21 protein-coding genes are annotated in these 24,418 nt (G+C 40.5%); 16 read left to right on the plus strand and 5 right to left on the minus strand.

From position 1 onward, the window contains the following. Positions 1-347: 347 nt before the first annotated feature. The 11 genes from HMPREF9455_RS15960 (at position 348) to HMPREF9455_RS16010 (ending at position 15,830) form a co-directional block, all read left to right on the plus strand. Positions 348-3,368 carry a SusC/RagA family TonB-linked outer membrane protein gene (locus HMPREF9455_RS15960; protein WP_006800768.1) on the plus strand — a complete coding sequence of 1,007 codons (3,021 nt, stop codon included), beginning with the start codon at positions 348-350 and terminating at the stop codon, positions 3,366-3,368. Between the two features lie 27 nt (positions 3,369-3,395). Further along, entirely contained in the window at positions 3,396-5,018 is a 1,623-nt protein-coding gene (locus tag HMPREF9455_RS15965) for a RagB/SusD family nutrient uptake outer membrane protein (protein ID WP_006800769.1), read from the plus strand. A gap of 231 nt (positions 5,019-5,249) precedes the next feature. Next, positions 5,250-6,365, plus strand: a complete 1,116-nt coding sequence (locus HMPREF9455_RS15970) for a basic secretory protein-like protein (RefSeq protein WP_006800770.1) — start codon at positions 5,250-5,252, stop codon at positions 6,363-6,365. 13 nt (positions 6,366-6,378) lie between these two features. After that, positions 6,379-8,697 (plus strand): GH92 family glycosyl hydrolase, encoded by a 2,319-nt coding sequence (locus tag HMPREF9455_RS15975; RefSeq protein WP_006800771.1) that lies wholly within the window; start codon positions 6,379-6,381, stop codon positions 8,695-8,697. A 20-nt stretch (positions 8,698-8,717) separates the two neighbouring features. Next, positions 8,718-10,103, plus strand: a complete 1,386-nt coding sequence (locus HMPREF9455_RS15980) for an alpha-L-fucosidase (protein WP_006800772.1) — start codon at positions 8,718-8,720, stop codon at positions 10,101-10,103. Positions 10,104-10,127: 24 nt separating this feature from the next. Further along, positions 10,128-12,479 carry a GH92 family glycosyl hydrolase gene (locus HMPREF9455_RS15985; protein ID WP_006800773.1) on the plus strand — a complete coding sequence of 784 codons (2,352 nt, stop codon included), beginning with the start codon at positions 10,128-10,130 and terminating at the stop codon, positions 12,477-12,479. A 208-nt stretch (positions 12,480-12,687) separates the two neighbouring features. After that, the gene (tatA, locus tag HMPREF9455_RS15990) at positions 12,688-12,888 is read left to right on the plus strand and encodes a twin-arginine translocase TatA/TatE family subunit (protein WP_006800774.1); all 201 of its coding nucleotides are present in this window, start codon (positions 12,688-12,690) and stop codon (positions 12,886-12,888) included. 122 nt (positions 12,889-13,010) lie between these two features. Then, complete coding sequence (locus HMPREF9455_RS15995; RefSeq protein ID WP_006800775.1) at positions 13,011-13,442, plus strand: GNAT family N-acetyltransferase; 432 nt, start codon at positions 13,011-13,013, stop codon at positions 13,440-13,442. A 445-nt stretch (positions 13,443-13,887) separates the two neighbouring features. Then, positions 13,888-14,310, plus strand: coding sequence for a hypothetical protein (locus tag HMPREF9455_RS16000; RefSeq protein WP_006800776.1), 423 nt, complete (start codon positions 13,888-13,890; stop codon positions 14,308-14,310). Positions 14,311-14,314: 4 nt separating this feature from the next. Further along, complete coding sequence (locus HMPREF9455_RS16005; protein WP_006800777.1) at positions 14,315-14,905, plus strand: hypothetical protein; 591 nt, start codon at positions 14,315-14,317, stop codon at positions 14,903-14,905. Beyond that, complete coding sequence (locus HMPREF9455_RS16010; protein ID WP_006800778.1) at positions 14,880-15,830, plus strand: NAD(P)-dependent oxidoreductase; 951 nt, start codon at positions 14,880-14,882, stop codon at positions 15,828-15,830. The genes HMPREF9455_RS16005 and HMPREF9455_RS16010 overlap by 26 nt, the downstream gene beginning before the upstream one ends. Here the strand turns inward: HMPREF9455_RS16010 and HMPREF9455_RS16015 are convergent, their stop codons facing one another. Further along, positions 15,831-16,310 (minus strand): low molecular weight protein-tyrosine-phosphatase, encoded by a 480-nt coding sequence (locus HMPREF9455_RS16015; protein WP_006800779.1) that lies wholly within the window; start codon positions 16,308-16,310, stop codon positions 15,831-15,833. Between the two features lie 77 nt (positions 16,311-16,387). On the opposite strand from HMPREF9455_RS16015, the gene HMPREF9455_RS16020 reads away from it, so the two are divergent. Further along, positions 16,388-16,753 carry a DUF3795 domain-containing protein gene (locus tag HMPREF9455_RS16020; protein WP_006800780.1) on the plus strand — a complete coding sequence of 122 codons (366 nt, stop codon included), beginning with the start codon at positions 16,388-16,390 and terminating at the stop codon, positions 16,751-16,753. A 32-nt stretch (positions 16,754-16,785) separates the two neighbouring features. Here the strand turns inward: HMPREF9455_RS16020 and HMPREF9455_RS16025 are convergent, their stop codons facing one another. Next, complete coding sequence (locus tag HMPREF9455_RS16025) at positions 16,786-17,688, minus strand: DUF6268 family outer membrane beta-barrel protein (protein ID WP_006800781.1); 903 nt, start codon at positions 17,686-17,688, stop codon at positions 16,786-16,788. A 153-nt stretch (positions 17,689-17,841) separates the two neighbouring features. On the opposite strand from HMPREF9455_RS16025, the gene HMPREF9455_RS16030 reads away from it, so the two are divergent. The 4 genes from HMPREF9455_RS16030 to HMPREF9455_RS16045 all read left to right on the plus strand — a co-directional run bounded on the left by HMPREF9455_RS16030 (position 17,842) and on the right by HMPREF9455_RS16045 (position 21,609). Continuing rightward, on the plus strand, positions 17,842-18,864 hold the full coding sequence (locus HMPREF9455_RS16030; protein ID WP_044216497.1) for a sensor histidine kinase: 1,023 nt from the start codon (positions 17,842-17,844) through the stop codon (positions 18,862-18,864). 36 nt (positions 18,865-18,900) lie between these two features. After that, a complete protein-coding gene (locus tag HMPREF9455_RS16035; RefSeq protein WP_006800783.1) occupies positions 18,901-19,602 on the plus strand; it encodes a LytR/AlgR family response regulator transcription factor in 702 nt (233 codons plus the stop codon). A 43-nt stretch (positions 19,603-19,645) separates the two neighbouring features. Then, positions 19,646-20,518 (plus strand): LytR/AlgR family response regulator transcription factor, encoded by an 873-nt coding sequence (locus tag HMPREF9455_RS16040; RefSeq protein ID WP_006800784.1) that lies wholly within the window; start codon positions 19,646-19,648, stop codon positions 20,516-20,518. A 215-nt stretch (positions 20,519-20,733) separates the two neighbouring features. Beyond that, entirely contained in the window at positions 20,734-21,609 is an 876-nt protein-coding gene (locus HMPREF9455_RS16045) for a 4Fe-4S binding protein (protein WP_006800785.1), read from the plus strand. An 18-nt stretch (positions 21,610-21,627) separates the two neighbouring features. On the opposite strand, the gene bla is transcribed toward HMPREF9455_RS16045, so the two are convergent. The 3 genes from bla to HMPREF9455_RS16060 all read right to left on the minus strand — a co-directional run bounded on the left by bla (position 21,628) and on the right by HMPREF9455_RS16060 (position 24,326). Beyond that, on the minus strand, positions 21,628-22,971 hold the full coding sequence (gene bla / locus HMPREF9455_RS21810) for a class A beta-lactamase, subclass A2 (protein WP_006800786.1): 1,344 nt from the start codon (positions 22,969-22,971) through the stop codon (positions 21,628-21,630). Between the two features lie 128 nt (positions 22,972-23,099). Beyond that, positions 23,100-23,387 carry a chaperone modulator CbpM gene (locus HMPREF9455_RS16055; protein WP_006800787.1) on the minus strand — a complete coding sequence of 96 codons (288 nt, stop codon included), beginning with the start codon at positions 23,385-23,387 and terminating at the stop codon, positions 23,100-23,102. Between the two features lie 18 nt (positions 23,388-23,405). Next, positions 23,406-24,326, minus strand: a complete 921-nt coding sequence (locus HMPREF9455_RS16060) for a DnaJ C-terminal domain-containing protein (protein ID WP_006800788.1) — start codon at positions 24,324-24,326, stop codon at positions 23,406-23,408. Between the last annotated feature and the right edge of the window lie 92 nt (positions 24,327-24,418).

Raw genomic sequence — 24,418 nt, forward strand, 5'->3', positions numbered from 1 at the left:
GAGAGAGAGAGAGACGTAATTTAATAAAAAATAGTCTAATCTTAGCAGAACAGGTACTTAAAGTATCCATTTGTTCTGGATTTTTATACGTTAAAGAATCATTGACCTTATTTCAGAAAGTTAAAAACCTTCTGGAATAAGGTTTTTTTGTGTCTAAATTTTCTGAAAAACCTTCTGATACCCATGTATTGATACATGGTGAACATATTTGATTATTAACTTTTTTAAAATCTTTATTTATGAAGAACCAGCTAATCCTTTATTTATGATGTTCAGGCACTGAGATATTCTTTATCTCTTAAATAAAGTGTGTATTTATTCCCAGTTAACTTAATTAAAATTATATTATGAGAAAATTTGTAGATAAAAATTCAACATGCTACTACAAAAGCTATGGTAGGCGGATACTTTTTTTACTACTCATGTTTATATGTGTTCAATACTCATTTGCCTCCGGATCCGCAAATGACGTGAGAGATATTAATGATGTTACACAAAATGCAGCTACAGTAAAAGGCACCGTAAAAGATCAGAGTGGAGAACCGTTGATCGGTGTTAGTGTTGTGCTTAAAGGAACTACTACCGGAGCTATAACAGATGTAGAAGGAGCATTCTCGCTGAGGGTTCCTGATGGAAATCACACATTGGTTATTTCTCTTGTCGGATTTCATACCCAGGAAATTGCTTTAAAAGGAAAAACCAACTTAGATATAGTGATGGTTGAAGACGCTAAGGTACTTGATGATGTTGTTGTTGTCGGTTACGGTACAATGAAGAGATCTGATGTTGCAACTGCTATTTCAACGATCAAACCGGAAGACTTTAACAGCGGAGGTGCAGCTAGCCGTGATGTTATGAGCTTGCTGGAAGGCAGGGTAGCAGGATTGTCTGTGACTCGCACAGGAGGTAGTTCTCCTACATCCGGGGTTGCCGTTCAGATGAGAGGTGTTGTCTCTATTAATGGAGATAAGAGTCCGCTGATCATTATTGATGGAGTTCCCGGAGGAAATCTTAATCTGTTGCAACCGGGTGATATCGAATCTATGGATATCTTAAAAGATGGTTCTGCTGCCGCAATATACGGTTCTCGCGCAAATGCGGGTGTTATCATTATTACTACTAAAAAAGGAACGAAAGGAACACCTCGATTCGAATATTCTACTTATTTCAGCAGGTATTATAAATTTAACACTCCTGAGTTTATGAATGCAGATGAGTTTAAGTCTGCAATGTCATCTCTAGGTAATGATCCTTCGAGCTATGACAGGGGTGGCAATACAAATATGTATGACGCGATAATTAATAAAAATAATTTATCCCAGAACCATAATTTCTCGGTGACCGGAGGTTCGGAATCCACATCATACAGAGCTTCCGTATTTTATGGCAACCTTAGCGGTATTGGTAAGGCCAACACAAGAGAGCAATGGGGTGGACGTTTTTCAGTAACATCAATAGGACTTGACGATAAGCTGACGTTTCAATCTAATATTTCCCTTATTCAGGAAAATATGAACCGATTGGGAAATGAGGGTTGGGAATCAGCTCTGAAAGCTAATCCTACTAATCCGATGTACAATGAGGATGGGTCATTCTATGAGGACCTTACTTCTGATGAAAATAAGTACGCGCGTTTATTCGAACAAAAAAACAGAAGATATGAAATCACATCGGGACTTGACGCAAAACTGATATTTGAACCGATAAAAGACCTCAAATTTTCTATGTTTGGTAGTTTAACGCGTAACAGTTATGATGATAATGTATATTATCAGCAAAATTCCAGAACATCTCTTAACAGTTACGAGGGTGGTGGATATGCAAGCAAATATCATTATGTAAGAAATAAAAGCGCAGTGGAACCTACGGCAGAATATTCCAAATTGTTCCTTGATAAGCATAATGTGTCTATTGTCGGTGGTTATAGCCATCAATATACAGTATGGGAAGAATTCTCAGCAAACAATTCCGGATTCCTTAATGATGCAACAGGAGAGAACGACCTTGGCGCAGGAAGTTACCTGACCACAGGGAAAGCGGGTATGGCTAGTAATAAAGAATCTGAAACTCTGATCGCATTCTTTGGTCGTGTTAATTACATTTTTGACAATAAGTATATCTTGCAGGCGTCACTACGTCGCGAAGGGTCTTCAAAATTTGGAAAGAATAACAAGTGGGGTAACTTCCCTTCAGTATCGGCAGCATGGAATGTATCGAATGAAAGTTTCATGGAGTCCGTTACTGCTCTTTCAAATTTAAAACTGAGAATCGGATATGGAGAAACAGGAAACTCCGGAATCGGCCCATATCAATCGTTAGCAACTTTGGGTACCGGTAATCCTTACTTGACAGATGATGGAACATGGCAGCAGACTTATGGACCTAACAAGAATCCGAATCCGAATCTTAAATGGGAAACCAAAAAGGAATGGAATATCGGTATCGACTTCGGGGTAGTAGGCAATCGTATCAAGGGAGCAATTGACTTATACAAAAGAGAAGCGGATGACTTGTTGCTTCAGAATGTATTAGCTCCGCAGCCTTCTAATATTCATGGAAGTTATACGACTAATATTGGATCTTTATCAAGCGATGGTATCGAACTTACATTGAACGCTACCGCCATATCGACTAAGGATTTGAATTGGAATGTCGCCTTTACAGGATCGAAGATATTTACCAATAAGCTGAAGAAATTCTCTGCAAATTCTGCTGATTATTACTCTACCGGAGGTATTGGAGGATATGGAGATTTGGGCGATGCTGTGCGTCTATATGAAGGAGACGAAATAGGTAATTTCTGGGGCAAGCGTTTTGCCGGATTCGATGCTGATGGCGATTGGCTATTCTATAATAAAGACGGCGAAGCAGTAAGCGCCAATAAAATAACAGATGTGGATAAAACCGTAATAGGTAATGGGGCTCCTAAATGGAGGCTGGGTTTGGTGAATACTGTTTATTATAAAAACTTTGATTTTACAGTCGGATTCATCGGAAAATTCGGTTTTGATATCCTCAACCGTCAGAAAATGGCATACGAAAATGTGGAAACTTTGAGGAGTGGTTATAATGTGTTGAAAACTGTCTTTACTGACGGCGTGGATGCATCCTATCAGTATTCTGATTATTATTTGGAAAATGGTAATTATGTAAAATTAGATAATCTGACAGTAGGATATACGCTGCCAAAGATTCCTTATGTTTCTTCAGCTCGTGTATATGTTACAGCCCGCGACTTGTTTTATATTACAAGTTATTCGGGAGAATCTCCTGAACTGGATGATACCGGATTATCTCCAAGTATGGCTCCTTATGTGAGTTCCCCTGTAACAAGAAGTTTTTCTATTGGTTGTAATATCCAATTCTGATTATAAATCATTTGAAAAAGTAATAATATGAAAAAGATAGTAAAATATATATCAATGGCGTTTATATCTTCTCTTGTTCTGGCATCCTGTACAGACCTTGATGAAACGGTATATCATAACCATACAACAACAAATTTCTATACATCTAAAGAAGAGGTAATATCAGCTGTGCTACGTCCTTATACGCATAGTGGTGCTACATTCGTCTGTCAATCCCGTGAAAATGTATGGAGACTGAATGAACTCTCTGCAGACCAATTAGCATGGCCTCAAAAAGGGATACATGGTTATGATAATGCAAAATGGATACAATTACATTATCATACATGGGCTACCACTCATGACCAGGTGAAAGGTTGTTGGAATCTTATATTTATGGGACTTGGTTTTTGTAACTCCGGTATCGAAAATCTTGAAGCCCGGGAGGCGTCATCTATGGGTATCACAGAAGCTGAGCGTTTGGCATATATTGCCGAATTGAAGGCTAATAGAGCATACTATTATCTGAATGCAATGAATATATGGGGAAATGTTCCTATCGTGACCTCGGTTGGTGAAGTTCAGTATCCTCCAACAAACTCAAGACAGGAAGTATTTAATTTTGTTGAATCCGAACTCCTGAGTGTTATCAATGATATTCCACTTATGACCAATAAAAATTCAGGTCGTTTGACTAAAGCTGCCGCTTATGCCCTTTTAGCTGATTTATATCTCAATGCAGAAGTCTATACAGGTACCCCGCGATGGGACGATTGTATAACATACTGTAATAAGATTATTGCAGGAGAGGGTGGCTCACAGCAGGGAACAATGAAATTGGATGAAGATATCCTTACTACATATTCAACAACTAATACAACATCCTCATATGAAAATATTTTCGTAATGTCATATGATTATCAGTTGACCACAACGCGTTGTGGATGGTCCGGCGATTTCTATCATTTCCGTCAAAGATATATTAACGGAGGAAACCGTGATGGTAATAATGGTGTTGTGGTTATTCCTACGGCTTATGACGCTTTCGATGACAGAGACCTTCGTAAGAAAGAATGGATGCTTATCGGGCCTCAGTACCAGTATGGAACTAGTATACCTCAAAATGGTACAGTTGAATATGCTAACGAGCCTTTAGTATTTGTGAATGAGATAAGAAAGAAAAAGGCTGGCGGAACAGAATCTAGTATGACTACCGGAGAGGAAAACAGTGGCGCCAGATTCCACAAATACCGTGAAGATATCTTTGGTTCAACTAACTTCTGTAGTAATGACTGGGTATTATACCGCTTAACAGAGATTTATTACATGAAGGCAGAGGCTTTGATGCGTAAAAACGGAGGAACTGCAACTCAGGAAGCAGTTGACCTGATAAATGAAACAAGAGAAAGAGCCTTTACTGCAGAAGATTGGCCGGCAATGAAATATACAACTACAACTCTTACAATGGATGAACTTCTGGCTGAAAGAGGACGTGAGTTTATATTCGAAGGAAAAAGAAGAACGGATCTTATTCGCTTTGGAAAATTCCTTACAGGAAGCTGGTGGGATCATACTCCTACAAATAGTTCTCATCTGTTGTTATTTCCGATTCCTTACGATCAGATGATGGTAAATCCTGGTTTGGTACAAAATCCTGGTTATACAAATTAACCTTAGATAGATATCATCAGCAGCTTTTCTTTTGAAGAGAGTTGCTGATGATTCTTTTTTTATTCAATGTCCTTGTCATAGTATCGTTATTCAAAATCATTACTATAATGAAATAATACAGTAATGATTGTATAAGTGCATCAGGATACCTTTATTGCCGAACAGGATAATTAACCTTTTTCCTATAATAATTATACTTGCATCAAATCTAACCCCTATAACGAAAACATAATGAAGAGAATCCTATTTCTGGCTTTTGCTATATCAATCCTGACTTGCCAAGGTCAGGAGATAAAGGCTGATTATCCGCAGCTTACAGATAACAACCCCACAACCTATTACACAGGTACGCCGGGTAAAAATAAATTGACATTTCAAACCTCATACAGCATGCCTGTATTGAGCTACAAAATATATTCTTCGGGAGAGACACCGGCTCACGATCCTGCTTCCTGGGTATTGAAGGGTTCCAACGACGGAAAGAAATGGACTGTTGTTGACGAACGGAAAGATCAGAAATACTGTTCGCGGTTTCAGGAAATTCTGTGTGTTGTCCAGAAACCCGGTGTGTACACCCAATATATGCTTGAAGCCATGGCTTCAGGTAAAAAAGAAAATGTAATCATTGCCGATGTCCTCTTATCCGATAAAAACATGAAAGCAGGATGGGAGAATTTCAAATACCCTAAAGTCGTATTCGAATCGCTGAACCCGGATACCGAAGGCAGTAAGATTTACCACGATTTGGTTCAAAACCCCGATGAATATGTGAAATATCATACCCAGAAGGTGGCTGAAATATTGTATTACACAGCAGGTGATCCGATGGTCGATGTACAGGAAATAGATTACACATTGAAAGATTATAACGGAGTTTCAGCAAAAGGCGGAAGCTCTCCGGCTATAAATATAGTATACAGCACACAACATATAGAAAAGTCAGCAAAGGAGTCTCTTTACAAACTTGATTTCGAAACACGTGGAGTTCTCTACCATGAATTGACCCATGGCTATCAGTTCGAACCGAAAGGAATTGGTAACTATGGAAACAATAAGACTTTTTGGGCATGTATAGAAGGTATTGCCGACGCCGTAAGGGCTGAGGCCGGTTTATTTGATATGAGTACACGCAAGCCGGGCGGTAATTGGATGGATGGTTACCGCACCACCGGCTTTTTTATCCAATGGCTTACAACAAAAGACCCCGATGCTATCCGCAAATTCCACATTACTGTAAGGGATTTGGATGTGTGGAGTTTCGATAAGGCTATAAAAGCAGTCTTTGGACAGGAAGCTAGTATTGAAGGTATGTGGAACGAATATCAGGAATTTTTGAAAAAACAATAATCAACATATACAAATGAAGTTAAGCACACTCACTCTTTCTTTCTTACTTATGAGCGGCGTAGTATCCGCACAGGAAAAAGTATCTTTTGTCAATCCGATGATAGGTACGGTGAAAATGGGACATACATTTCCGGGAGCCTGTGTTCCTCATGGTATTGTCCAATTAAGCCCGGATACGGATACTATCCCTCATAGTATAAATGGCGTATATCAGAAAGATACTTACAAGTATTGTGCAGGTTACCAGCACGACGACAATACCATTGTCGGATTCAGTCATACACATCTTAGCGGAACAGGACACTCCGACCTCGGCGATATACTTATTGTGCCTGTTACCGGCGAATATAAATTTAACCCGGGTGTAGCCGATAAACCACGTTCGGGCTACCGCTCACACTTTTCGCACGATACGGAAGTTTCCCGTCCGGGATATTACGAAGTCGTATTGGATGACTACAAGGTAAAAGCGCAACTGACAGCTACCGAAAGAGTAGGAGTGCATAAATATACTTATCCCGCAAACGAAGAACAAAAATTATTGCTCGACCTTACCCATGGAATATATAATTACGATGGAAAGGTATTATGGGCAAGCCTTCGTGTCGAAAACGACACCCTGATTACAGGATACCGCATTACGAATGGCTGGGCAAGGGAAAATTACACCTATTTCGCAATTTCCTTATCGAAGCCGATAAAGAACTATGGCTATGTAGACCGCGAAAAACCAAAATATACGGGATTCTGGCGTAAGTTCAATTTACAGAAGAATTTCCCTGAAATAGCAGGACGTAAGATTGTTTCCCACTTCGAATTCGGTTCGGATAACTCTCCGCTTATCATTAAGGTGGCTTTGTCGGGAGTAAGTACAGAGGGTGCATTAAAAAACCTTGAAGCTGAAACTAAAGGTAAATCTTTCGATAAAATCGTAGCAGAAGCATCTTCAAAGTGGGAAAAAGAGTTGAATGTAATAGATGTAGAGGGAGACAGCGATAAAAAGACTATGTTCTATACTTCCCTATACCATACCATGATAAATCCGTCGGTTTATCAGGATGTGGACGGACAATACCGTGGTATAGACCATAATATACATCAGGCGAAAGGATTTACCAACTACACTATATTTTCCGTATGGGATACCTACAGGGCGCTTCATCCGCTGTTCAATATTATCAACAGGGAAAGAAGCGTAGATATAGTGAACTCTATGATAGCCCATTACGAGCAGAGTGTACATAAGGCATTGCCTGTATGGTCGCATATGGGAAATGAAAACTGGTGTATGATTGGTTATCATTCCGTATCGGTATTAGCCGATGCTATCGATAAAGGGCTGAACATTGATAAGAAAAAAGCATTGGAAGCCATGATCAGTAGCTCGAATGTCGATTATTACGATGGAACAGGCGAATATAAGAAATTAGGTTATGTGCCTTTCGATAAAAACGGTAGCGGTTCGTCTATTACCCTCGAATATTCATATGACGACTGGACGATTTACAATACAGCCCTGAAAACAAATGATCAGGCCGTTACGGATACCTACAAGAAAAGAGCCTTGAATTATCATAATGTCTTTGATCCTGAACTGGAATTTGTTCGTGCCCGTTACAGCGACGGACACTGGAAGACTCCATTCAATCTGCTGAGTACACACGGAGAGGGTTTTATTGAAGGAAACTCCTGGAATTACTCATTCTATGTGCCGCACGATGTAAAAGGGCTTATTAAGCAAATGGGAGGAGATAAACAATTTGTACAACGTCTCGATTCTCTTTTCACCATGCATTTACCCGATGAATTCTTTGCCGATACGGAAGATGTTACCCGCGAAGGAGTGATGGGTAACTATGTACATGGCAACGAACCAAGCCACCATATCGCTTACCTGTATGCATGGACTTCGCAACCGTGGAGAACTCAGTATTGGGTACGCGAGATCATGAACCGCATGTATCGTAACTCTATCGACGGACTTTGCGGAAATGACGATTGCGGGCAGATGTCGGCATGGTATATATTCTCGGCTATGGGATTCTATCCTGTTTGTCCCGGTTCGAATGAATATGTGTTCGGCGCTCCGTATTTTCCTTATATGAAAGTCAAGGTAGGCGATGGAAAGTATCTGGAAATAAAAGCAGATAAGGTAAGTGACAAGATGTGTTATGTAAAATCGGTTAAGCTGAACGGAAAGCCTTATACAAAGGCGTATATCACCTATGACGACATAAAGAACGGTGCGGAACTTACATTCGAAATGGCTGCTACTCCTAATAAGAAAAGGACATTCAGCGAAGCAGATAAACCTTATTCATTGTCAAAATAGACAATCTAAAACGTATTATTATGAAGAAATTATACACTCTGATTCTCCTGGTGTCTCTGTCATTGTCTGTTATGGCTCAGGCAGGAAAATCGTTGATGCAACTTCAGCAGGAGTTTGTAGACCTTAGGTTCGGGATGTTTATCCATTTCAATATTCCTACATTTATGGAGGATGATTGGGCTGATCCCGACGCATCTCCGTCAATATTTAATCCTGCGAAACTTGATTGTAACCAGTGGGCTAAGACTGCCAAAGAGGCCAACATGACATACGGGTGCCTGACTACAAAACATCATAGCGGATTTTGTATATGGGACACGAAAACTACCGATTACAATGTGATGAACAGCCCTTTCAAGAGAGATGTGGTGAAAGAATATGCAGATGCTTTCAGAGCGCAGGGGTTAAATGTAATGCTTTATTATTCGATCCTCGATACGCATCATAAACTCCGTCCGGGATGGATTACGCCGAAGCATATAGATATGATAAAAGCCCAATTGACCGAGCTATTAACTAACTATGGAGAGATAAAAGCGTTGATTATCGACGGATGGGATGCTCCCTGGTCGCGTATTTCATATGATGAGGTTCCGTTTGAAGATATTTATTCCCTGATAAAGTCTTTACAGCCAAACTGTCTTGTTATGGATTTGAATGCTGCGAAGTATCCGGCAGAGGTCTTATATTATACGGATATTAAGTCGTATGAGCAGGGTGCAGGACAACATATTTCGAAGGAGAGTAATAAACTCCCCGCATTATCCTGCCTACCCATCAATTCGGCTTGGTTCTGGAAATCTGATTTCCCCACAACTCCGGTGAAATCCCCTGAAATGCTAGTCAATGACAATATCATTCCCATGAATGAGGTTTATTGTAATTTTATACTGAATGCGGCTCCTAACCGTGACGGGCTGATAGATGCCAATGCGGTCGAGGCTTTCAGAAAGATAGGAAAACTATGGCAAAATAAAGGGCCTGTCGCTAAACTGCCGGCTTATCCTGCCCCCGTTATTTCTAAGAATATTGCAAAGAATAAGAAGACGAATGCCAGCTGGAGCAACGATATGAATATTATGGATTTTGCCAATGACGATAGTTTCCGTTCTGCGTGGGAGTCTAACAGGGCAGTAAAAAAGCCCTGGCTCGAAATCATTCTGGATAACACAGAGCAGGACTTCAACCTGATTACCATTGCTCAGAGGGGGGAAAGTAACTTTAGTAAATACCGGATCGAGTATTTTCATAATAATAAATGGCTACCTCTTTTATCGGGTGAAAACAATGATATAATAAAAGTACATAGATTTGATAAAGTACGGGCCGATAAAGTTCGCATACAGATAGATGAATTTAGTAAACCTCCCGTTATTACGGAATTTGGAGTGTATAACGAAAGATAAAAACTGCACGTTAAAAAAAATAATATGAAAAGTAAATTGCCCTTAGGGCTTCTTCTCTCGGCCTTATTGCTGGTCTCGTCATGTAAGGAAAAAACTCAGATTGCGGATGAATCGGCAGACCTGTCCCTCAATGCTTATGTAAATCCTTTTGTAGGTACATCCGGATTTGGGAATGTTTATCCCGGTTCGCAGATACCTTTCGGGGGAATACAGATAAGTCCCGATACAGATAAAGATTATTATGATGCCGCTTCCGGTTATAAATATAATCATATGACCATTATGGGCTTCAGTCTTACCCATCTGAGCGGAACGGGGATTCCCGATCTCGGAGACTTCCTTTTCATTCCGGGCACAGGGGAAAAGAAGTTTATACCGGGAACACACGAAAATCCCGGTGAGGGTTACCGTTCACGTTATAGCCACGACAGGGAATGGGCTTCTCCAAACTACTACGGAGTCGACTTACTGGATTATGATGTGAAGGCGGAGATGACCTCCGGTATGCGTTCGGGGATATTCAAGTTCACTTTTCCTAAGACAGACAGCGCTTTTGTGATGCTGGACATGGACCATGTACAATGGTTCAAAACAGCATGGTCGCAACTCCGTATAGAAAACGATTCTACTATTTGCGGATTCAAACTGGTGAATGGCTGGGGGCCGGAACGTTATGTTTACTTCGTAGTCCGATTTTCCAAACCGTTTGTCCGTTCGGGTATCATGCAGGACGGGAACCCCGTGATATATGATACAAAACGTTTCCGCAGTGATCGTGTTGCCTATGGAAATAAGATCATGGGATGGCTCGATTTTGAAGCTGGCAATGGAGCCGAAGTTGAGGTAAAAGTAGCGATCTCTTCTACCGGGACATCAGGGGCATATACCAACCTGAAAGAGCTGGAAGGGCAAAATTTCGAAAGCCTTAAAAAGAAAGGAGAAATACTTTGGGCCAAAGAATTAGGAAAGTTCAAGGCCAAAGGAACAAAAGAACAATTGGAGACATTCTATACTTCGGTTTATCATGCGTCCCTGCATCCTTTTGTTTATCAGGATGCGGATAATAAGTACAGAGGACATGACTCGAATATACACCCGGCAGATAATTTTACGAATTATACTGTGTTCTCATTATGGGATACATACCGGGCACACCATCCATTACTTAACCTGATCAATCCGGAACGTAATGCCGATATGGTGAACTCCATGCTGGCGCATTACGACCAGAGTGTGGAACGCATGCTGCCTATATGGTCTTTCTATGGAAATGAAACATGGTGTATGATTGGCTATCATGCCGTATCGGTTATTGCAGACGCCATTGTGAAAGATGTGAAAGGATTCGACTACGAACGCGCTTATCAGGCGATGAAAAAGACGGCAATGAATCCTAACTACGATTGCCTGCCCGAATATACAGCGTTGGGATGGGTGCCATTCGATAAAGAACGGGAATCGGTATCCAAGACACTGGAATATGCCTATGATGATTATTGTATCGCTATGGCCGCAAAGAAATTAGGAAAAGAAGAAGACTACAAATACTTCCTGAACCGTTCGCTTGCTTATCAGAACCTTATAGATCCGGAATCCGGATTTATGCGGGGGCGCGACTCTCATGGAGAATGGCGTACACCTTTTGATGCGGTCGCTTACACCGGGCCGGGATCGGTACATGGTTGGGGAGATATTACCGAAGGGTTCACTTATCAGTATACATGGTATGTACCTCAGGATGTACAAGGATATATCAATGAAATGGGAGGGAATGAGATATTCGCCCAGCGTCTCGATTCCATGTTCACAATGGAACTGCCGGATGATATTCCGGGGGCGCACGATATACAAGGACGCATAGGGGCGTACTGGCATGGCAACGAGCCCTGCCATCAGATACTGTATCTCTACAATTATGTGAAACAACCATGGAAAGGACAGGAAAAGATACGTTATGTGCTGGATACCTTCTACGGGAACAAGCCTGATGCGTTAAGCGGGAATGATGATTGCGGACAGATGTCGGCATGGTATATCTTCAACTGTATAGGCTTCTATCCCACTTGTCCGTCGAGCAATATCTATGCTATCGGTTCTCCGGGACTCGAAGCCGTAGAGATGACTCTCGGTAATGGGAAGAAAATATCCATGGCTACAGAGAATTACAGCAAACAGAATGTCTATATCCAATCTATGACTCTCAACGGAAAGGAGTATAACAAAACTTATATTACCTATGACGATATAAAGAACGGGGCTGATATAAAATTCGTTTTGGGAAGTAATCCGAACAAAGACTGGGGTACCTCCGATGAGTCTGTTGCGCCGTCTATATCGAAACCGAATCAAACATTGCGTTATCAAAAGAGTAATTAAATAGTAAACAGGTGAGAGAAGTGGCAATCGCAGGTGGTTGTCACTTCTTTATTAAATTATGGCAGCAGGTTGGTCGGTTAAACAAAGATAATCTGAGATTTGACGCGATTTGAATATAAAAAATGCAAAAAAATGACTGGAATAATATTATTCTGACTACTTTAGTGAACTAATTATTTAATAAGTAAATATAATTGAGATAAACCAGATGAACACATTATTATTTCTAGGCAACCTTGGAACCGGGGAGATTATTATCATTGCCATCGTTGTTTTATTATTATTCGGAGGAAAGAAAATTCCTGAACTTATGAAAGGTATCGGAAAAGGCATCAAGAACTTCAAAGATGGGGTGAACGGCCTCGAAGATGATATAAAAGGTACTACTGAAAAGATAGATAACAAGTAAGTTTGTTCTGTCATGTTTAGAATATAGGAAACTCGGGCTTTAAAGTCTGGGTTTCTGTTTTTTATAAATTAACCGGGTAATGGGAAGCAGGCTTCTTCATTTGCCCGGATTATCATTCGATTATGGAAATTTCGGAGATCAGGGAGTTTACGCAGGACGGATTTAAGGCTGTACAGAAACTTGCCGGGACATTAATATCTTCCGGCACGATTCATTTGACAGAATCATATTATAGGGAGCTGCTGGCTTCCGCCAATAGTCATCTGTTCTTTATTACCGATGATGGGAATATTGCCGGAATGCTTACTGTCGGCATATATAAAAGTCCGACAGGGACAAAGGCATGGATTGAAGATGTAGTAGTTGATGGTTCGTATCGCGGGCAAGGTTTAGGCAGATTACTTGTAGAGCATGCGATAGCTTTTTCAAAATCGTTAGGCGCCGATTCATTAATGTTGACATCTAACCCTTCACGTATAGCGGCCAATAAGCTTTATCAGTCCTTGAATTTCACACAGAAGGAAACAAATGTGTACCGTATGACGTTTGAATAAAACTATCAAATAGTAACGCGCCCTGATATTTAAAGGCCGGGTGTTACTTTATTTGTATAATTTTATCTATACAATGCGGATAACAAGCGTGTTATCAGCCGGAATAATTACGATATGAGAAAAGGGCGAAAAGGTGTTACTTTTGTTACCTTTTTGAGAATTTGTAGGGGCGAATAAACATTCGCCCGATATTGACTGCGGGCGAATGTTTATTCGCCCCTACAGAGCAAAGTAGAACCTGTTACCTTTGTTACCTTTAGCAAGTAGTGAGTTTTAAGTGCTAAGTTGAAAAAATTGTATTTTTGTTTACTGTAAAGTCACTTGTGCGACAGCCTATGCTAACAGCTAAATATATGTCAGATATGTCAGATTTTAACAAAATAGTTACAAACTGCAACTCGTAATTTGAAAATGAATATAATTACATAACAATAAAAATACAATTATGGATATATGTCTCGATTTTGACGGTACATGCGTATCACATGAATTTCCCAAAATAGGGAAAGATATAGGAGCAGTGCCTGTCCTGAAAGAACTGACGGAAAAAGGTCACAAACTGATCCTTTTTTCGATGCGGAGCGACCGTAAGAAAAAAAAGAAAGTGGACGGACAGGAGGTCGTGGTAGAAGAAAATGTATTGACCGAAGCAGTACAATGGTTTGCCGATAACGATATCCCATTATATGGCATACAGAAAAATCCTACACAGCGATTTTGGACTTCTTCGCCTAAGGCATACGGGCATCTCTATATAGATGATGCCAATCTGGGCTGTCCCTTGATTACGGATGATCCTGAGTCCGACAGACCGTATGTGGATTGGGTAAAAGTACGGGAAATGCTTGAAGAAAAGGGAATATTATAGACAGATGGATGATCTGATTGACAGAAAAGAATTTGCGATATGGGGGAGTAATTACACGACTGCACAATGGATGATTATTACGATTAGTTTATCTGCCATTGTTATAGCTGTTATTTCGTTCTGTATCGAACCAAAATTTATATCTAAAGATATATGGAGAACAATCATAAATTGTGGAATTGTTTTTGCTGTTATCTGGAATATGCGTCTACTGACAATAAGGAAAATAAGGATTATTATACACGCACATCAAATTCAGATTTTTCGCAATAAAAAGCTTTATTACCAGGCACCTATAATGAATTTAAAATACATTATAGGAGTCGATATAGATAGCAAAGAATATAATACAGCCACAATGATATTGGTTTTTGAGGATAAAAGGGTTGTATTATCAGTACCCGACTCACGTCAGATAATGTCAAAGTCCAGTAGAAATCTATTAGCATTTACCATCTATATGAAAGATAAATACCATCTGGAAAAAAGAGACAAGGAAGATGTTATTTTTCATGATACCTGTTACTATATCAATAACCGAGAAAAACATTTAATAAACACATACGATAATGAAAAAAATACTAATGGGGCATAACTTTGTCCGTGAAGGTTTTCAAAGACTCGAAGGAAAGTATGAAGTTATATATCCCGAAAAACAATTGTTTACGAGGACAGAAATACTGGAGCGGATAACAGATGTAGATGCTTTCGTTCCTAATTTTTCCTTCCAAACCGATGAAGAAATGATAGATGCAGGTAAAAAACTGCAACTGATAGCCAATTACGGAGTGGGATATAACAACATAGATACCGCTTATGCAGCTACAAAAGGCATTACGGTGACCAACACTCCCCAATCGGTACTGGAACCAACTGCGGAACTATGTTTTGCTTTGATGATGGCAACAGCCCGTAAGGTAGCCTATTACAATCATAAGTTACATAATGGTGTGCGTCTCGACTGGAGTCTGTATGGCGATCTGGGTATGCCTGTCTATGGGCAAACGCTCGGCATATATGGTATGGGGCGTATCGGGCAGTCAATTGCACGTCGTGCGGTGGCCTCGGGAATGAAGATTATCTACTGCAACAGGCATGCATTACCTAAAGAGGTGGAAGAGAAATACGGCGCGGTATATGTAGATTTCGATACATTGCTCCGGGAAGCTGATGTAATATCACTGAATGCGCCTGCAACAGCCGAAACTTATCACCTGATGGGAGAGCAAGAATTTAAAAAGATGAAGCGTTCGGCTATTCTTATCAATACCGCCCGCGGGCAACTGGTAGATGTTCAGGCTCTGGCTAAGGCCTTACAGGAGGGGGAAATATATGCCGCCGGACTGGATGTGTATGAGAACGAGCCGAAAATTCCGCAGGAACTTATCGGATTGGACAACGTAGTCCTTTCCCCTCATGCCGGAACAAAGACGTATGCTGCCCGTCTGGATATGGAGCAGGAAGTAGCAATGAATATTATCAATTTTTTTGAAGGAGGGGAGATAGATAAGGTAAACTGATTACAGTTCGTTTTTCTTCAGCTTATCCAGTAATCCTTCACATGCGTCTTCCAGTAAATCGAGAACAAGCTCGAAGCCATCGGCACCCGAATAATAAGGGTCGGGGATATGGTCATGACCGAATCGTTTCGAGAAATCTACCATGCGGTACACTTTCTTTTCCGATTCCAGATCAGGAGCAAGGCGCATGATGTTATGGTAGTTGCTGTCGTCCATAGCCAGAATGATATCAAACCGATCAAAATCGAGGCTTGTAAATCTGCGCGACAGCGAATCGAACTTATAGCCCCTGCGTGCGCCATGTTGCCGCATCCGGTGGTCGGGCAGGTCTCCATCATGATAACCTGATGTTCCTGCCGAATCGACAGATATTTTATCATCCAGACCCTGTTCCCTGACCATTCTTTTTAGAATGCCTTCGGCGGCGGGAGAGCGGCAGATATTTCCGAGGCAGACAAAGAGGATTTTATATTCTTTCATAAGACTTTTTTAATTTGAGAATGGCAAAGATACAAAATCCTTATCTTAGTTACATCTTAAACTAACCGATTGATATAATGGACAAACACAAACAGGAAAAATCCGAGATAGTCACTCCAGAATATTATTCGGGCAGAGTTCCTGCCTGTGGCGTATTCTGCGGAGGGTGTCCTGTGTATGTAAGGGATAAAAAGCCCTGCCCGGGTGCCGGTATTAACAAAATCAGATGTGATAGATGTAAGACATTTCACCTTTGTTGCCAGTCGAGAGGAATAGTACATTGCTACGAATGCAGGACATTTCCCTGTTCTAAATTCAAAGGCTTTGCCAAACGCTGGCTGAAATACGGGCAGGACTTCATCGAAAATCAGAAGTTATTGAAAGAAGTAGGAGAACAAGCATTTCTGAATTATTTTAATAATAAGCTGGATGATAGTAAGTAAGCTGGTTATGATTTTCATCTTCGAAGGGTTGATCAGAATTTATATGCCAGTGCTAAAGATACATAAGGGGCGACTTTAAACTCCGGGTCATGCTCTCTGTCCATTGCCTTGAAAAAGGATTTGAGTGTCCTTTTTGTATAATATGCCGGACGAATAGCCGACACGCCGGCGGTTAGTGAAAGAGAGAATGATTTGCCAAGTGTAAATTCGGGGCGGAATCCGGCTACTATATATTGGTGCGTGAACATCATGTCTTCACCGTTCACTTCTTCCAGAGCCATCGAACCATTCATCTCGCCGATGATACCGAGTTTGATATTTTCATGGACCCGCATACCTGCCGAAATTTCCACAGCGTTCATCATGGAGACTTTGACTTCGTAGCGGCCTCCCAATCTCCAATCCAGATAGAGAGAAGGAAATGCCATAGGATAGCCAAACGAGTTGTTTACGGCCAACCCACCGCCTATATCCAGGTTATCTTTCAGATGGCAGATGAAGATGGCACCACCATGCGCCAGAACATTCTTCATCTTAATTCTTGATATATCGGCATGTGCTGTATATGAGCCCGCTCCCAGAGATGCCAGGAGCGACCAGTTTTTGCTGATAGGTCTCATATGGAGCAGGGATATCTGGACATTCAGTATTTCCGACGGGCAAAGCTCTGCAGGTATATTCTTGTTATTGAATGAAGTATATGAACCGCCTATAGCCAAACCCCATGTCGTGGGGCGGTTGTTTTCGTTCATCTTCACATAGAAGGGTATTTGTATACCTCCCGATATTACTTTTGCATCACCTTTGCCTCCGGTTTTGTTATTATCTATATCTTCATAGCTGGAGGAGCCGATGTATTCAGTCTTTAAGAATGCCTGTGCGTATGTCCCGGTATTTACAGTTGTTATTAGTAGAAGGATAAGTAGGAATCTCATAGATGGGTTGTTTTTAATATTATATGTCTAAGACGGATTTGTTTGTGCAAATATTATATATGGAAAGTCTTTGTTGATAATGTATTTGACGAATGGTATGTTGCTTATGATAAACGGTAAATTTCTTCTCTCCTAATGAGTTATATTTGTAATATGAAAAATTATCTCACAAAAGGCTATATATCCTTTGTTGCTCTCATCTGGCTGATGTTGGCTTCATTATTTCTTTTCCAATATATGAATCAGGTGTCTGTTATAGAGGCTGTCTTGTTTTGTTTTAGCCTGTTCCTGCCAACTTGTCTTATTACGTCCTATTTAAGTAATAGCCTATTGCCTAAAGCAATTAGAAGTAAAAAGATGCCCCGTTTTATTGTTCAGTTTATTATAGTTATGCTACTGACGGGAATAATTCATCTGGCGATTTTTATCACATTTGAGAAACTGGAAAAAGCAGGAGTTTTTGAACCTTCAGAACTGATGAGGACTCATTATTCTATTATCATTGAATATATAATGACTTTGCCTGCTATTTTCATCATTAATCTTGGATTTTGCGGAACCAGATTCTATTATGAGCATAGTAAGCTCCGGCAAATACATTTGAAAACCCAATTGCAGGTACTTCAGCAGCAGATAAACCCCCATTTTATGTTCAATGTGTTAAATCACATCTATATACTGATGCAAAAGGATGTGAACAGGGCTTCGGAACTTCTGGTAAAATACTCTGAAATATTGCGTTACCAGCTTTATAATGGCAAGGAAGAATTGGTACCATTGAGTCAGGAAATACAGTTTCTGAAAGATGTGATCGAAGTGGAGAAAACACGTTGGGGAAAAGAACTACACGTGGATTGTACATGGCAGATAGAGAATGGTGATAGAGACATACAGCCACTGCTCCTCATTACCTTTATAGAAAATGCATTTAAACATGTCTCCCGCTCTATATCGGAAACAGGATTTGTAAATGTTATGGTGGAGCAAAAAGGAGACTCATTATTGATGGAGGTGAAAAACTCGAAGCCGGTTCAGCAGATAAAAAAGAAGAATGCTTCGGGATTAGGCTTGATCAACGCAAAAGAGCGGCTTGAGATTCTATATCCTGACAGATACAGTTTATTTATAGAAGAAAATGAACAGGTTTATATTATCCGGCTAAATATTACGTTATAAGGTTATACAAATAAAACCTAAAAACTATTCGCTGATATGAAATGTCTGGTAGTGGACGACGAACCTATCGCACGGGACGGAATTATAGATTACATAGAGAAACTCGACTTTCTGGAGGTCTGCGGAGTATGCTCTTCTGCGATAGAAGCAGCAGACATATTGAAAAAGACAGATGTAGATCTTATTTTTCTGGATATTCAGATGCCCCATCTTACCGGAATTGAATTTTTAGAGGCCTTGGAAAATAAGCCGTTAACGATACTTACCACAGCATATTCTGAATATGCGCTGGAGGGGTTCCGCCTACAGGTAGTTGATTACCTCTTAAAACCAATCACCTTCAAGCGTTTCTTCCAGGCAGCGCAGAAAGCAAAGGAAGTATTTGAACTGAAGAGTCATGTGTATAACGGGAATGTCAATGTGTATGTGCGGCAGGGAGATTCTTTTGTAAAGATCGCTTGGACTGATATATTGTATGTAGAAAGTATGCAAAACTACCTGAAACTCCATTTCAACGATAAAACACTTATTATCCATCAGACAATGACTTCACTCGAAGACATGCTTCCGAAAGATTCTTTTTTCAGGATACACAAATCCTTTCTGGTAAATATTGCCCACATTGAGACGATAAATGGCGGGCGGATCTTTGTCGAAAACAGGGAATTGCCCATATCCAGACAGCGAAAAGAAGAACTTCTGAATACGGTTGTATATAAGAAGCTGATAAGTAAATAATAACAGGATAATATATATCTTTGCTATCCCTTATAGAGTACAAATGGATAGAATAATCAGATATTTAAAGCAGCCGTATCCGGTCAGCGAAAAACCCTGGCAGACTGTTGTCGTTGCATTCATCGCTGTTTTTCTGTTGCTCGTTCTGTTTCAGCCTTTTCAGCTGCAAGGTGAATTTAATAAATGGTTGATAATAGGAGGGTATTCTCTGGTGACGGCAGTATGTACCTCGATTGTTACTTATGCGTTTCCCACAATATTCAGGAAATTTTATAACCCTGCCTGTTGGACTACCTGGAAGAATACACTGAATAAACTGATTATAATCCTGACTATTAGTATTGGTAATTTTCTGTTTGATATTTCTATCAGGCATAGGGAACCAGAGGTTCTCCTATCTGTTTTTACCTTCTATGTGGTCGCTACATTTATAGTCGGGTTAGTCCCTGCTATTGTTATTTCATTCTTTATACAGAATAATGCGCTGAAACGGAACCTGCGCGAGGCAAAAGAGAGTAACGGCAGGCTGCTCGAACGTTTGACTGCCAGTCAACAGACTTTGCCAGCTAATTCCGGCATAATTACATTGAGTGGCACTACTAAAGACTCTATTAGTTTTAACCCCGAAACGCTCCTTTACATCGAGTCATCGGGAAACTATACTACATTTTATTATCAGGAAAATGATATTTTAAAACAAAAGCAACTCAGAGCTACCATCAGTCAGATAGAGACAAACCTGCAATCTTATCCTGACATTGTACGCTGCCACCGGGCTTTTATGGTGAATATAGCACAAGTTGTTTCAGTCACAGGAAATTCGTTAGGATTCCAGTTAAAACTAAAATATACAAAGGCCGAAGTTCCTGTATCGCGCACCTACACAAAACTCATCCGTACCTGTATTGCGGGTTAAATAAGTTCATTTTTTATTATAAGCGGCTTATGATGGGCAGACTTAGCTGTTTGTCACATTTATTGCTGTCTGTCACAGAACTTTTGCAGCAGCCTCTATACGATATATATTTGCTTCAAATTAAAAAACAATTATCGTATGAATAGTATTGCTTTTACTTTAGGCTTTGTCTCAGGATTATTGTTGACTCTATTAATCTATTAATAATTTAACGTATGAAATTCAAACATTTTGTTCCCTTACTTATCGGGCTTGTACTCGGATTCTCTTTAGGCTGGTGGGGCTTCCGCATCATTTTCCCCTGGATTGGCGGCTGGATTACGATCGGTTCGTTGGTCGCATCCCGGCTGAAAGGGAAGAATAAGGATCTGGGGCGTCGTATTACTATTTTAATGATTTCACCGGTGTTTCTTCTCTTTTTGGGAGTCATGCAACGGGAAAACCTGCAACTGGAAGAAACGGTGTTTTATATATTATTTTTCATCTCCACCGGAATGTTTACCCGCGTACTGGTGCATTATACCATTGCCAAGATTATCGGGCCGTTGATCTGGGGGCGCGGTTTCTGTGGATGGGCATGTTGGACAGCCGCTATTCTGGAATGGTTGCCGATAAAAGAAAACTCTAAGATTCCGGCTAAATATACCCGTATGCGCTATCTGGTATTTATTGTTTCTATATTGATACCTGTAATTTTTATTCTGCTGGGTTACGATTGGCAGACGAATCATATAAATGAAGATGGAGGTATTGTGCAAGGGGGAAAACCTGGGGCTCTCATCTGGTTCCTTGCAGGCAATGGCCTTTACTATCTTGTCGCTGTTATCCTGGCTTTTAAATTCAGGAAGAAACGCGCATTTTGCAAAATCGCCTGTCCGGTATCGCTGGTTATGAAGGCGCAGACAAGCATCGCTTTGATAAGGGTAAGCCCTTCCGGAAACGAGTGCACCTCTTGCGGTTCCTGCAACCGTAATTGTCCGATGGACGTAGATGTAGTAAATTATATCTCGAAAGGGAAAAAGATAAGTTCAGGTGAATGTATCCTATGCCGGAAATGCGCAGATATATGTCCGCAGGCGGCCATCAGATAAATTCACTGCTTTTCACGCCTATTTTGTAAGAGAGTCATATACAGCCCTCGATATTTCAGCTATCATCCGCATATTCGTGGCCTCGTCTTCCATGGAATCGGCGACAAAAACAGCAAGTGAATAATAACGGCCATCGGGTAACCGGATGATTGCAATATCATTCTCCGCGGCATTCAGCCCCTCGGCATTCCGGAAAGATGAGCCTGTCTTATGAGCGACAATCGTTCCCGGAGGCAGCAGGCCTTTGATCTTCTTCGGTCCGGTTGTAGTATCTACCATGGCATTCCACAGAAAGTCGTGGAAATGTTGAGGAAGTATATTACCTGTCCTGAATTTTTCTAATACCCGTGCGGCAGTAAGAGGGGTACTCCAGTTGGTATATTGTACCTCCCACGGGCCATGCATTTCTTCTTCAGTGGCGGCAATGGCAAAATCGGAGAATCCGAGGTCTCTTATATACCGGTCTACGGCGGAAGTACCGCCTACAAAGCGGAACAGGATATCACATCCGTTGTTATCGCTCTGGGAAACTGTATATTTTAAGATTTCGCTAACCGGTAATTCGATGTTTCCATCGGGATAATCGTCTCTAAGAGGGCTATGGGTATCGGGTAAGAGTTCGGCTTTACGAATAAATATTTTATGGTCGAGCGATAGGTTATTCTTATTCAGATAGTCGAGTACTGCCAGTGCCAAATGGAATTTGTAAGTGCTTTGTGTCGGATAATGGAATCCGTTATTAACAGTCAATGTGTCTTTTCCATCGACAATTAGTGCAACTCCGACAGTAGCCCGTTTGCCCCTGATAATCTTTTCTATATCATTTCTTAGTACATCATTTTGGGAAAAAGCATGAGTTGGGGTTGCAAACATGCTTACTTTCGTCGGTTCATGAATTAATTTATAATATTCCTGACTTTTTTGATGTGTGAAATGGCTGATATATTCGATAGGTATATTTTTCTTTTGAGCTACGATATTTTTAAACTGCATAGATACTAACTTACCATTGAAAGATAATATAATATCATATGTAATAATAACAGGATGTTTTTTGTATTCTTTTATAGTCAACATACCTTGCTTATGCTCAGCTTTAGCGTCGATCACAGATAATTCTTTAAATTCTATTCTATCAGGCCTGGTTATTCTGATAGAATCACCGTTTGAATGTATTGCCCATGCTCTCGATAGATTAAAAATTAATTGGGGACTTTTATTCTCAAAATGGAATTCTTTAGTTGAGATACGCGGATCAACATCTTTGTATATTGTAACATCCTTATCTTTATTTTGGCTGAATCCTGATACGGATATGATATACAGAATAATAATAATTTTAAGTGCTTTTATTTTATTCATATTTTGTTGTATGTTATGTATTACTGGTTAAGGATGAAATATTTAGTGTAACAAATATGACTCTCGACTTCACTTTGATTTTAGATGAAGTTTAACACTTAAGTAGACGCAGGGGTTTGATGATATTATTAGTCTATTAGTCTTAGCTGCTCTTTCAAGCGGTGCATCTCTTCCTGCATATCATCTATCTTATCCAACAGATTCCGGATAACATCTATACCCGCCACGTTGATGGAAAGGTCGTAATACCACCGCACATACTGGTCGAGGTATTTTAGCTGGGAGATATGTATGTAGCGCTCATCCCCGACAATACTGACTTGTATAAGGCCTTCGTTTTCCAATTGTACGATAAAGTCGGGTTCCACCTGATTTTGTATGCAATACTCCTGTATGATGATTAATTCTGATGTCATAACGTTGATTCTTTAGGGTTAAGACTTCGCTAGCTTTTCGAACAATTCCTTTTGTTCTTTATTCAGATTGACGGGTATCTCTATTGAGTATGTTATGATAAGGTCTCCAAACTGCCCGTCTTTTTTGTACACAGGAAATCCTTTGCCTTTCAATCTCACTTTTGTCCCATTCTGAGTTCCTGCCGCTACTTTCAGTTTTACCTTTCCGGTAAAGGTGTCTACAGTCTCTTCTCCTCCAAGAACGGCTGTGTACAGGTTCAGGTTGGCATTGGCGTACAAATCGTTTCCTACCCGTTTAAATTTAGGATCCTCTTCTACAACAAATGTAATATATAGGTCGCCATTAGGCCCGCCGTTTTTACCCGCTGCTCCTTGTCCGGCAAGTTTTATTACCTGCCCGTCGGAAACTCCGGCAGGAATGGTTATGCGCAGGTTCTTACCATCCAGGGTGAGTGTACGTTTATGGGTTTCAGATGCATCCCGCAAGCTTAAATGGAGTTCGGAGGTATAGTCTTGTCCTCTGTACCCTCTGCTTTGCCTGCTACCACCTGACGATCTTCTTCCCCCAAACAGCGATTCGAAGAAATCGGAAAATCCGCCTTCATCGTCTCCTCCGAAACTATATGAACCTCCTCCGAAACCGCCAAAGCTACCATAGTCGGCAAAACCTCCGTTTTGTGATTGTTGCTGACGGGCTTTTTCGTATTCTTCGGCGTGTTTCCAGTTTTCGCCGTATTCATCATATTTTTTTCGCTTTTCGGGATCGGAAAGCACTTCGTTAGCTTCGTTTATTTGTTGAAATTTTCTTTTTGCTTCCTCATCATTGGGGTTGATATCAGGGTGATACTTCCTTGCCAGTTTGCGGTACGATTTTTTGATGTCGTCAGCACTGGCTGCCTTGGATACGCCCAATATGCTATAATAATCTATAAATGCCATATGTGATTAATTTCAAGATTTAAAAATTTCATTATTCAAAGATTGGGAAAAGCAATCCTTGACTCTTCATTTTATATCTTAGTCTCTCTGTA

The organism is Dysgonomonas gadei ATCC BAA-286, assembly GCF_000213555.1.
In the GTDB taxonomy this organism is placed as follows: Bacteria; Bacteroidota; Bacteroidia; order Bacteroidales; family Dysgonomonadaceae; genus Dysgonomonas; species Dysgonomonas gadei.